The sequence below is a fragment of the Paenibacillus sp. 1_12 genome (genome assembly GCF_900114475.1).
GTDB lineage: Bacteria > Bacillota > Bacilli > Paenibacillales > NBRC-103111 > Paenibacillus_S.
In genome coordinates, this window is sequence record NZ_FOTE01000025.1 from 57,075 (window position 1) to 69,758 (window position 12,684).

10 protein-coding genes are annotated in these 12,684 nt (G+C 43.0%); 9 read left to right on the plus strand and 1 reads right to left on the minus strand.

What is annotated here, in order from left to right:
- Positions 1-183 precede the first annotated feature (183 nt).
- Positions 184-2,457: a helix-turn-helix domain-containing protein gene (locus BM210_RS30100; RefSeq protein WP_091176270.1), complete on the minus strand. Its 2,274-nt coding sequence runs from the start codon at positions 2,455-2,457 to the stop codon at positions 184-186.
- 229 nt (positions 2,458-2,686) lie between these two features.
- Between BM210_RS30100 and BM210_RS30105 the strand changes: the two genes are divergently transcribed.
- From BM210_RS30105 to BM210_RS30145, 9 genes are all read left to right on the plus strand, one after another.
- Positions 2,687-3,445 (plus strand): glycerophosphodiester phosphodiesterase, encoded by a 759-nt coding sequence (locus BM210_RS30105; protein ID WP_177238090.1) that lies wholly within the window; start codon positions 2,687-2,689, stop codon positions 3,443-3,445.
- Positions 3,442-4,980 (plus strand): MDR family MFS transporter, encoded by a 1,539-nt coding sequence (locus BM210_RS30110; protein WP_256224150.1) that lies wholly within the window; start codon positions 3,442-3,444, stop codon positions 4,978-4,980. The genes BM210_RS30105 and BM210_RS30110 overlap by 4 nt, the downstream gene beginning before the upstream one ends.
- Positions 4,981-5,044: 64 nt before the next feature.
- A complete protein-coding gene (locus BM210_RS30115; RefSeq protein ID WP_091176272.1) occupies positions 5,045-5,869 on the plus strand; it encodes a metallophosphoesterase family protein in 825 nt (274 codons plus the stop codon).
- Between the two features lie 805 nt (positions 5,870-6,674).
- Positions 6,675-6,989: an ArsR/SmtB family transcription factor gene (locus BM210_RS30120; RefSeq protein WP_091176273.1), complete on the plus strand. Its 315-nt coding sequence runs from the start codon at positions 6,675-6,677 to the stop codon at positions 6,987-6,989.
- Positions 6,986-7,408: an SRPBCC family protein gene (locus tag BM210_RS30125; RefSeq protein WP_091176275.1), complete on the plus strand. Its 423-nt coding sequence runs from the start codon at positions 6,986-6,988 to the stop codon at positions 7,406-7,408. Before BM210_RS30120 ends, BM210_RS30125 begins: the two co-directional genes overlap by 4 nt.
- A 434-nt stretch (positions 7,409-7,842) precedes the next feature.
- Positions 7,843-10,098 (plus strand): ATP-binding cassette domain-containing protein, encoded by a 2,256-nt coding sequence (locus BM210_RS30130; RefSeq protein ID WP_091176277.1) that lies wholly within the window; start codon positions 7,843-7,845, stop codon positions 10,096-10,098.
- 589 nt (positions 10,099-10,687) lie between these two features.
- The gene (locus tag BM210_RS30135) at positions 10,688-11,158 is read left to right on the plus strand and encodes an NUDIX domain-containing protein (RefSeq protein ID WP_091176280.1); all 471 of its coding nucleotides are present in this window, start codon (positions 10,688-10,690) and stop codon (positions 11,156-11,158) included.
- 72 nt (positions 11,159-11,230) lie between these two features.
- The gene (locus BM210_RS30140) at positions 11,231-12,073 is read left to right on the plus strand and encodes an immunoglobulin-like domain-containing protein (protein ID WP_091176281.1); all 843 of its coding nucleotides are present in this window, start codon (positions 11,231-11,233) and stop codon (positions 12,071-12,073) included.
- Positions 12,074-12,418: 345 nt separating this feature from the next.
- The coding region (locus BM210_RS30145) for a transposase (protein ID WP_177238091.1) at positions 12,419-12,684 on the plus strand (266 nt) is incomplete at its 3' end.

The following is a 12,684-nucleotide window of genomic DNA, read 5'->3' on the forward strand; positions in this document are numbered from 1 at the left end:
AACACGTTAGGCTATTGCGAATTTATAAGTCAATAATCAGTTGTTGATACGAAAATAATATAAAGATAATAAATTCACAAATAAGGAGAAGCGATAATATAGGAGTTAACAAGGAACTATGCGTCTGTACGACGAAGTTAAACTGGTGATTACATATTCAAAATCCATCTGTTGGACAGACTCCTAGGAGGAATCACGAGACTGCTTGCGGTATTCACCAGGAGGTACACCGGTAAATTGTTTGAAAATCCGTGAAAAATTTTGCACATTGGTGTACCGCATTTTTTCAGAGATAACCTTGATGGATATGTCTGAATTCTCCAAGAGATCAATTGACTTCTTCATCCGGTATTCGATCAAATATTCGCTGAAATTACGGTCTGTTTCCTCTTTGAAAATACGGCTGAGTTGGGAAGGCGATATGGATAATTGATCAGCGATTTGCTGCAAGGTCAAGTCATTGTCATACAGATCATGAATATAGGAGATAACCTGCTGCACGAGGCGCTTTTGCTTGGAAACGTACTGGTTCTCCATTTGCTCTTTGATCGTCGGGAAGACAGTTTCAATTAGCCAAATCTGTATATCTTCTAATGTTGATTTGCCGTAAAGCGTATCATACAGGTCTTCTTGGAAAATATCATTGATGTCAAGCGCCATTTCATGAATCAAATATTCGAGTTCTCCTAACAAATTAGAAAAGATACCGAGCGCTGTTCTTGAATTGAAGACATGCTTCGGAACCGTTTCAATCAGCAAGGTCAAATGCCGTGATGCTTCGTCCATGTTGCCTTGGATAAGGCTGCGAACGATCTGTTTTTGAAGCTGAAAAATAGCAGGATTAGACGTTCGAATAGATGATTCCAACTGTTGCTCTGAGACGGTTACGTCGTTGCCGAGCAGTAGTTTATAGTTCAGCATGGATATAGCTTCGTGAAAGCTTAACGACATACTGGCATAGCCACGACGTGCTTTGCTGATAGATATGCTGAGTGTAAACGGGAACTCGTCCCTTACTGAAGCGCGGAAATTTTCCGTCAATGTGCGTACGACGGGATCTCTATTGTCCATTGTCTTATCCGTACCAATCAAGATGACAATCTGACCGTGACGGGGTGTGAAAGTGGCGCAGGTTACTTTTTCCTCAAATGCTTCAATCGCCATATTCCTAAGTGTTTTATGAATCAGCAGTTGATCGCTTTTGTTGTACATGTTAATAAATTTTGTGTAATCGTCAATGACGGCAACGCAAATGTAGAAGAATTCACCTTTTAAGGGCAGATTCAACTGTTCGATTTTGGACTGCAGCTCGGATTCAGTCAATTCGCCCCAAAGCAAATGCTGAAAGATACTAAGCTTTAAATCGGGCAAATATTTGGTTAGTTGATCCTGCATGTCGTGATTGGTTGTGAGGATTTGTGAAATATAATGGTTCAATGCTTCAAGTTCGTCATTGTGCTTTAAATCGTAAATGTCCTTGATTTTGCATTTGTCCAGCAATTGTTCAATAGGGCGGTATAACCGCTGCGAGCCAATATCGGAAATGAGCAGCCATAACAACAAAAGGATGACAGTAAACAGTGCTGCCACTATTTTGATATATTCCATTTTTTCGGTAAGTTGTTCAGCGGGTGTCATGATGATGATCGTGTAACCGGTGGAAGCAGATTTTATGGATGAAACGTATTGATTTTCACCACCATATTGAATTGGCTGTTGCATGGCCGTATTTTTCCAAAACGAGTATTGTAACGAATCTTCGGGAAGCGTCGTACCGATATCCTCGTTGCTCGGACTGAGCAGTATTTTCCCCACTGAGTTGATAACCCACAGCTTTTGGGTCGGTTCGAATTTAAGACGATCTGAAATATTTTGCAGCTCCCGTATGCTGACATGGAGAATGACGGCCCCATCTGTTAATAAAGTACGAAATGGTACTGGGCGAAAAAGCAATAATTCATCCTGATTGGGATGGGAGTTCGGGTACACAAATTGTAGAGAATCATTGTAGGATAGTTTACGTTCAATCATGTTGTCGAAATAAGAAAATTGTCTTCCTGAAGTCGTATGGATTTGAAAGGTTTTGTTATTAATAAGTGATACATCATAATAGATACTGGATAAATGTTTGAGATTACGTACGGCTTCGAACCATTCTGTTAGTGGTATTTGCGAAGTGCTTTCATTTTCTTGAGCGATGATTTTGTAAGCTGCGCTGTTGGAGGCCAGACTGACAGAAGCTAGGTTCAACTCACCCAAGACAGAGTCGAGACGGCTTTGCATGTGGATAAGGTCATTGTGAAAATGGTCTTCAAATTCTTTGGTTACGCTTTCTTTCCAAAGAGAATAGAAGATAATGGATGACAAGACGACGGGAACAAACCCAACTACTACGGAATACATGAACAACTTTTTCTTGAATAACAATAATTTCCAAAACGTTGGCAAAACTCTCATGCCGCTCACCTACATCCAATTTTTTTTACTGTTCAAGAGTTATGTTCAAAGTTAAATGTATTTATTATATTTGTCAATGGAGCAATTATTTGTTCACCCGTCTAATCATCGAGCTTTATCCTTGTATAAGATCGCTTTATCTTTGTTCGTTAGAAGCAGCATGAAGTGATTATTGATTGTTAATGTGACGCTAGTTTAAAGTAGTTTGAGAAAGGAGTGCGAGTTTACTATGAGAAGCATGCCAACACCGATGATTATCGGGCATAGAGGATCAGCAGGAGAAGCACCGGAAAACACTTTAGCTTCATTCCGGCTTGCTGTGGAGCAAGGAGCTCACGCGATCGAATTAGATGCGCAGCTTACTAAGGATGGAGAGATCGTTGTCATTCACGATAAAACGATCGATCGTACAACAAACGGGCGAGGGGCCGTAGCCGAGCTGACACTGGCAGAATTAAAATGTTACGATGCCGGAAGCTGGTTTCATGAAAAGTACAAAGGTGAACAGATTCCAACATTGGCGGAAGTATACGAACAAATGCCGGACGAGTGCGTTATTAACGTGGAAATTAAAGGAGAAATGGATGGAACTCTAGAGAGAAAGCTGGCGGAATTTCTATACCATAGCGGAAGAAAACAACGAACACTGATATCTTCATTCTTGCATAAAAGCTTAATGAAGTTGAAGGTGATTGCGCCGGAATCGCTTATTGGTCTCGGCTACACAGCGGATGTAGTGGATCATATAGCCTTCGCAGAAGCTTTCGGAGCTCAGGTTTATTCACTACATCCGCATTACAAGCTGATCGGTTTGGATGAAATAAGGCTTGCCGTTGACAGGGGATTGAGGGTATACCCTTATACGGTAAACGACGAGAATGATATGAGAGAACTGCTCCAAGCGGGAGCATCCGGTTTGATTACCGATTTCCCTGGACGTATGCATAAAGTTATCGGGGAGGGGTTTATAGGGTCAACTGTTAAATGAGCTACATAGTACAGCGGGGTAACACGAACAGGCGTTATGTAATGACGGCAGTCGTAATCGCCACTTTCTTGACCGCTATAGAAGGAACGATTGTTAACACGGCTGTACCTGTTATAGTCGGCGAATTAGGCGGGCTGGGGATGATGAGCTGGGTAGTCTCAATCTATTTGCTCACGACTGCGGTCAGCACGCCGATTTCTGGGAAAATCGCTGATTTATACGGAAGAAAGCCTGTATTTATACTGGGTACAGCGTTGTTCTTGCTTGGCTCAATATTATGCGGAATGGCACAATCGATGGAGCAGTTAATTCTGTTCAGAGCGCTGCAGGGCTTCGGGGCGGGGGCCATACTACCTGTTACGATTACCATTGTTGGAGATTTATATCCCTTCGAGGAACGTGCTAAAGCCCAAGGGTGGATCAGCTCAATATGGGGCATATCAGCCGTCAGCAGCCCGCTATCCGGTGGGTTGCTGGTGGATTATGTATCATGGCGTTGGATTTTCTATATTAATGTTCCTTTCGGAATCGTATCACTGAGTATCCTGTCGTTATATTTTCGCGAATCGCTGATCAAGGAGAAGAAACATATTGATTTCTGGGGAATGTTCGTCTTCACTCTGGGGATGGCAAGCTTCATGTATGCACTTTTGACATTAGAATCGATGGCTTCGGTCGGCTCCTCAACAATTCTTGTTTGTTTTGGTGCTACAGTGGTTTTCTTGGCTATATTTATAGTCATCGAACGTAAATCGCCCGATCCCATGCTGCAGCTAAAGTTGTTTCGCCAACGGATGATCGGTGTACCTAACTTAAGCGATTTTGTGTTTAGTGCGGTGTTAGTGGCAATTAATGTTTACATTCCACTGTGGGTTCAAGGTGTTTATGGACACGGAGCTGTCTTTTCAGGATTAATGCTGATTCCGGTATCTGTTTTTTGGCCGCTTGGAGCCTATCTGGCAGGTCGGATGATCGCAAGGTTCGGTATGCGTTCAACCTCATTGACCGGTATTGTGTGTACGATCATCGCTTGTGCTGGAATGGCGCTGCCTGCACTGTCGACATCCCCTTGGCTGCTTGTCCTGTGTTTAGTCTTAATCGGTTTTGGTTTTGGGCTAACCTTTACAGTCCACACTGTATCCGTGCAGTCTGCAGTTGATTGGAACCTAAGAGGAAGCGCTATAGCATCCAACAATTTTATTCGCATGATGGGACAGTCCATTGGAGTCGCCCTGTTTGGTATTCTGCTGAACGGAGGTGTCTCACGATATTTAGCGGGGGGAGGTAAAGGGGCGGATTTATCCGGAATGGATGTAAATCAAGCTTTGAACCCGCAAGCTTCGAGCATTTTGCCTCCTGAGGTGTTGCAAAATGTAAGGGAAGCCCTATCCTCCGGGCTGCATAACGTATTTATTGTATTGATCCTCCTCTCCTCGATTTCATTCGTAGTAACATTGTGGCTACCGCAGCGTCATCGATCTTCAGAGCACAACCTTTCACCGTCGGAGGATCGTGGAAAGAACGTGATTTATTAGTCCATAGTTGTAGTGGGAGCTTTTCTGAAGAACAGGTTCGAACTTAAATGGGAGGCATGGTTCAATGAGACTTATATTGATAGGTGATTTGCATTTTACGCGGATGGAGAGCGGTACGGAAGAGATGAAGGAGGCAAGCCATAAGGCATTTTCGATTCTGATCGATTCATTCCTGAACATGAAGGGGCACTTCCATATTTCGTTGGGTGATCTTACACACGAGGGATTGCCCGAGGAGTTCAGCTACGTGAACAATCGGATAAGCAGCACGGATTGCAATTTTAAACATGTGCTCGGCAATCACGATACGAATGCTATTCCCAAAGCCGAAATTTTGGCGATTACCGGACAACAGCGTTACGGCTCCATTGATACGGACGAGGCTATGCTCATCTTCCTCGATTCGACTAAAGAAATGAACAAGTCCGACTGGGGCGGGGAGATCGATGCCGAGCAGCTGGAATGGCTTCAAAGCCGATTGGAGCAATCTGGAGAAAAGCCTGTATTTGTTTTCGCGCATCATCCGGTATACGAAACAACTGCACGCTCAACGGAAGAGAAGCTGTCCATTCATCCGGATATTGATATGAAGGCTGTTTTGAACAAAAAGAAAGGGCTGGGTTTTTACTTCTGTGGACACAATCATGTGAACTCGATTGTAAGGCAGGATGGATGGCATTACATACAAAGTGCGGCCTGCCTAGATTTTCCCGCCCTACGTATTGTAGAGTTGAAGGACGGGCAGGTTAGCATGGAACTGAAAAGGGTAGATGAGGTGGATCTGACGGATTATATTGCTCGATTTAATACGGAAATGCCTGGCTTCCATGTTTCTTCAGACGCGCTCGGGGAGATTAAGGATTGGAATATGCTAGTAGACGTATACTAACAACAAAATAAGGATGCTTGCGAAACAAATCATAGAAAAAGGTAACCTAAGCGCCGTCGATTTCATAAGTGTTATATTGTCGGAAGTCAAAATCATTGTTACTTTAATAGTCGCGTATATTGCGGCTTTTTTTTATATAATAAGGTTCTTGTCATTGTCGATCGAGAACCGTATTACATTTCTGATGAGTATACATAATAAATATTACATATACTTATATTGTCTGTACTAGCTAAGCGAACGAGTAGGATTCCTCATAATAATCAGATGAAAACAGGGGGAAATAAATTTGAACTTTCTATTTTCCATATTTGTTCTATTTTATAGACAATATGAAACTCAAAAAACTCATTGTTTCATTTACAAATGAAAAAACGGAACTTTATTATTTATAAATTCCTGAGCTAAATGATTGTTCTTTGGTTCATCTTATATAGAATGAATTGAGATTAATCAAGTAGTCCTGACATCCCCACAAAATTGGGTCATGATCATAAAGCTTCGGTATTATTGCACTGAGGCTCTTTAACATGTAGTTAAGAGGCCCAATGACATACAATCCATAGTTGACACACATAGCTGATTGACAGTTTTCATGTGAAGTTTATAATGTGGTTGACAAGACACCTAATGGTGTCCTATAATCAAAATGACACTAAACGGTGTCTAATTGGAGTTAGTCATTTGGAAAGATCTAAATAAGTTTCACTTGTAACAATTATAAGGAGGTGATGAAATTAAAGGCTGTCGCTTCTTACCACCAATAGAATTCTATTATAGAAAATAATATTTTGGAGAGAATGTTGTGAGCGAGAATGTGTTTGACGCGATTGCTGATCCAACAAGGCGTCGACTGATTCGTCTGTTAGCAGAGGCAGAGGAGGTACCGCTTCTTGAATTAACGGCACAATTTCAAATGGGTCGTACAGCGGTATCCAAACATTTGACAATCCTTAAAGAGGCCGGACTGGTACTTGACCGAAAAGTCGGCAGAGAAACGCGATTTAGGCTAAACGCCTCTCCACTCAGAGAAATTCAAGATTGGGTGGCTTACTACAGCAAGTTTTGGAGTGCGAATATGTTACGGTTGAACCAACTATTAGAGGAGGAAGTAGAATGAGTTTAGCATTATCCTTGGATTTTCAGTACACGACATCGATCGAGAAGGTTTGGTCCGCCTTAACCGATTCAGGCAAGATTGCCAAATGGGTGGTCGACATCCACAGCGGTCAGGCGATGGATAATGATTTTAAGCCTGTTGTAGGGCACCGTTTTCAGTTTCGTGCTCAACCGACCGAATGGTGGGATGGAATTATTAACGGCGAAGTGCTTATCGTAGACGCACCCAACCAGGTGTCCTATACTTGGGCCAGTGGAGGAGAGAAGCACACGGTCACCTGGACGCTTCAGGATTTAGGGGACGGAAAAGTTAACCTTCATCTCGAACAAACCGGATTCTCAAATGCTCAAGGAGTCGAAGGCGCTAAGTATGGTTGGGGTAAATGGTGCGGCGAGCTTGAAAAAATGTTGGAACAATAACCATATTCGTTACTAAAAAATCGCCTTCCCCAATGCTGGGTACGATAATTGATGCCAGCTTGACCCGAATCAACATAAACCGGCTGCATGTAGTTGCAGCCGGTTTATGTTGACTTCGGATAATCGGACAAGTTTGTTTTGGGTCAAGCTTGCACTATGTGCGTATGGATAAAGCTAGTATGTGATAGCCCAGTTGTCTAAGGCTTACTTGTGCCGAAGAGGTAGATAACGTGAAAAGGTATTCTTTATAAATTCCTCAGTTCAGTTCCCAATATTATTTAATAGTTTGAAGAATGGATAGCATGAAGGGGGACCCAATTCTTAACATCATTTTTAATACAGGTGCAAGTTCAGGCTGCCCGTCTTTCTATGCACGATGAAGGGTACAATGTGATTATAAGTAGAGATTAATACTATTCGGAAGGATGTCAAGCATGAGCGAATCTAATCAGGAGTATATCGTAATCTCGGGTGCGAGGGAAAACAATCTTAAGAACGTATCCTTGCGCATTCCCAAGCGGAAGATCACGATCTTCACCGGGGTATCCGGATCCGGTAAGTCATCGATCGTTTTCGATACCATCGCTGCCGAATCCCAACGTCTGCTGAATGAAAATTTCAGTATGTTCGTCCGCAACTTTCTGCCGCGTTTTCCGCAACCAGATGCAGACGCGATCGAGAACCTGAGCATGGCTGTTATTGTGGATCAAAAGCGGTTGGGTGGCGGTTCCCATTCCACAATGGGTACGATTACTGATATATCTCCCATTCTCCGTGTTCTCTTCTCTAGAGTGGGTCAACCATATGTTGGACAAGCACACATGTTCTCGTTTAACGATCCGCATGGCATGTGTCCCGAGTGCAACGGGATCGGTCGCAGTCTGTGCGTCGACATGAGCAAGGCGCTGGACAAGTCAAAGTCGTTGAATGAAGGGGCAATCATGCTGCTGGGCTATACGGTGGACGGCTTTGATTGGACGATGATCGTGCAGTCGGGGCCCTTCGATCCCGACAAGAAGTTGAGTGATTATTCAGATGAAGAACTTGAGCAACTGCTGTACGGCAAGGCTAGGAAAGTGGCGACGCAGTTCGGCGGGAAGACTGTGAACATTACGGTGGAAGGGTTCATCGAGAAGTTCACCAACAAGTACATCAAGCGGGATTTGAAGACGATGTCCGAGCGTACTCAACAAGCTGTTGCGCCGTACATCATCGAGGGTATCTGCTCCAGCTGCCGAGGCGCGAGACTCAGTCAGGCCACGCTCAGCTGCAGGATCAATGGACATAACATTGCGGAGTTGTCCTCCATGGAGGTCGGACAGCTCATCCGCGTCATTCGGGAGATTGGTGAACCTATCGCCGCGCCGGTCGTGAAGTCGCTGACGGAGCGGCTGCAGCATCTGGTGGATATCGGACTTGACTACTTGACGCTGGACCGTGAGACGGATACATTGTCCGGTGGCGAGTCGCAGCGCGTCAAGATGGTGAAGCACCTGAGCGGCAGTCTGGTGGATGTCACTTACATATTCGATGAGCCCAGCGTTGGCTTGCACCCCCGTGATGTACACCGGTTAAATGGATTGCTTCAAAAGCTGCGTGACAAGGGTAATACCGTGATTGTCGTCGAGCATGATCCCGATGTGATCAAGTTGGCGGATCATATCGTCGACGTCGGACCTCACGCAGGCATCCGCGGCGGCACCATCATGTATGAAGGAAGCTTTCAAGGCCTACTGGAGGCAGGTACACTGACAGGCACCTACATGAAGCGGCCGCTCGAACTGAAGCACGATTGCAGGCAGCCGTCCGGCAAGCTATACATCAAGGTTGCCTCACTGCACAACCTGCGGAACGTGAGTGTTGATATTCCAACCGGAGTGCTGACAGTTGTTACGGGAGTCGCCGGATCGGGTAAAAGTACGCTGATTAACGATGTATTTCTCAGCCAGCATTCGGATGCGATCGTCATCGATCAATCGGCGGTAGGCGTGTCAACACGCTCGAATCCCGCGACTTACACGGGCATTATGGATGATGTGCGTAAGGCGTTTGCTTCCGCGAACAAGGTCAACCAAGGCTTGTTCAGCTTCAACTCCAAGGGGGCTTGCGAGAACTGTCAAGGTCTGGGTGTTGTCTATACAGACCTTGCATTCCTCGACAGTGTGAAGCTGCCATGCGAAGTATGCGGAGGTAGACGGTTCAAGGAAGAAGTGCTTGCGTACAAGCTGAACGGCAAGTCTATTGCAGAAGTTCTGGAGATGACTGTGGAGCAGGCATTGGATTTTTTTCAGCTAAAAGAGGTTGTGCGCAAGCTCCAGGCGTTGAGTGATGTGGGGTTGAACTACATTACACTCGGCCAGCCGCTCAGCACGCTCTCGGGCGGGGAATGCCAGCGCATCAAGCTAGCAAGCGAGCTGCATAAGAAGGGCAGCATCTACGTGATGGACGAGCCGACGACAGGCCTGCATATGTCAGATATCGGTCACCTTCTGAGTATCATGAACCGCCTCGTGGATGCCGGCAATACGGTGATCGTCATCGAGCACAACCTTGATGTAATAAGCAAAGCAGATTGGATCATCGATATGGGACCGGACGGAGGCAGCAAAGGAGGCCAGGTAGTGTTCGAGGGTACACCTCCGCAGATCATTCATGCGGAGCAGTCGATCACGGGTAAATACTTGATGTAGTTCATTAAATCCACTTTAGTAATGCATGGGATTCGTAATTTCTTAAGATGACTAGGAGAACATATTAGATCGATCTCGCAGTAAACAATGCCGGAATTTCTCAAATGCATTCCGTTACTTAATCGAATTATGTTCTTGTTATGCTTCAGAAGACATTGAGAGGGCAATCAATGAAGCTTTAAACCATTTAAAATTCAGTCCACAGAGAAGATTTACTCAGATAACTCCTAATATCAGTTGTGGGGTTGAAATAAAGAAGTATGATAGCTTAATAACAACCAAGATGAGGCTGCCAGCATGATTAGGTAGCTTCTTTGCGCTAAAGGACAGGATAATTTAACTATTGACTTCTCTAAATCGAATGGGTATTATTACCATGATATTGTTGATATAGGGGACTAGTATTGTTTAATCAGATCGTTAACCAATTTCATCATGACGAGAAGCGTTAACACATTTTTTGAAAATAGGGATGGGTTAACGCTCTTCGTGCTCCCCATCCTGCGATATATGACGCGTAGGACCAAGGGTCTAGCGCGTTTTTTGTTTACATACCGAATTGATTATTCAAAATCGGAGGGATAGGGAAATGACAATCATGACAGATGCAAAGGGGAATATCCTCTTAGATTTCCTCATAATCGAAGAGGATCAGATAAACAAGACCTCACTCGATGCCCCATTAACACATTCTTTAATCGTAGTGGAGTACCAAGATAAGTATCTATTCTTATACAATAAATGGAGAAGCTACTGGGAGTTGCCTGGTGGCGTTATTGAGCAAGGTGAAACTGCTAGACAATGTGTAATTAGGGAGCTCTTTGAGGAAACAAATCAGCGGATTGAGGATGTAGAATTCAAAGGATTAATGAAATTTAGACTTCAACCAAGTTTTCATGGACCCGAAAGGACGGAATATGGTGCTTTGTTTTCCGGACAACTTAGTTTTATTAATGATTTTATAGAGAACGAGGAGGCTAAATCAATTATTTTATGGGACGGTACATCAAATATTGGAGAAATTGCAGAAATAGACAAGAAATTAATTGAGTTTATTTGACTTCGTAATTCGTAAATAAGCAAGTATTGAAAATCATATATGTTTCTGCTAAAAGAGGGAGGCGAAAAATAATTGCATTTAGGATTAATAATTTTATTACTGTGCTCCACTTTGGCAACAAATCAAGTATCATACTTCAATCAAGTCACATCATCGGAAATAAGTAAGAACGAAGCATTCGTCTTGTCCGATAATTATAACGAACAATTAGATATAAAAACAGGGTACGGTTCAGAAACTGGAAGGTGGTTTATCAGTAAAAAAGGAGGACATATTGGTTTTTCAATATCAGGTGGGTATCAAAAAAACGGCAATACGGTTTATGCTGAATTATTAGATGACTTACCGAATAAGGATGTTCGAGTCAGATTAACAAAATTGGATAAAAGCTATCATTCGATCATAGTCTTAGATGAAAAAATCATTTCAAGCAAACATACATCAAATAAAATAAGATATTCAAAACAGTTGTCTCAAGATCAGGATACATTGTATCTACTTAGTGTTGAAGTTTTAGGTGGAAATAAAGAGGTGGAGGATACGTTATTGTCGGTTGTTTACGTTCCGATACAGGAACTGAAATCATCTTTGTCCCTAGATAAGCAAGAATACACAAACGAAGAAACAATGATATTAAATATAATAAACGATGGACCTACTGAAATCATGCTTGGACTACCGTACAAAATACAAAAGTTATACTCAGAGAATTGGAAGGATGTTCCAAGCAAAGGAGCTGTTACATTACAAGGTATACGATTAAAACCAGGAAAAAAATATGAACAAAAAATTAGCATTATGGATTTACCCGAAGGAAAATATCGGATTCTAAAAAATGTACAGGTTATGGGTATAAAGGAGTTACAAAATACGCTTGACGCCGAGTTTGAAGTTGTGTCACACGAAAATCAATAGATAAAAGTACAAAACATTCATCTAAAAGCGCGACCTGAAAAAAGTTGAGCAAATTAGGGCTTTTGTCGAAGATTAATTTAAAAACTTTGCTTCAAAAGAGAATCCGCTTTAATGATGATTTGGATAATTACCCCATCCCTTTTTAATAACCCGAATAAAGCACAAATGACCCCTAAGAGGATCATTTTCTCATGGGGTCATAAAAACACTTTTCATTCCAGCACGACTTCTTTTTCCATTATATTATCGTCCATCACAAAACCATTCCCTATGAGTCTGTAAAATAGTTTGTGTAAACTCCTAAACCTATTAAAATGGAAGTATAGGAAAGGTTGGGGAGAACACATGGGATTATGGACAAAGCAGCAGCTCCGCGAATTTATCAAGGAAAATAAGTTGGTAACAGCTCAAGATGCCCAAAACGCATTAAAGAATCTATTTGCCGAGACGATTCAAGAGATGCTGGAAGCGGAAATGGATACGCATTTAGGCTACCAAAAGCATGAAGTAGAGAACAAAACAACATCAAACAGCCGTAATGGAAAGAGTAAGAAGAGAGTAACCAGTGAGTACGGAGAGCAAGAGATCATCATTCCGCGCGACCGACAAGG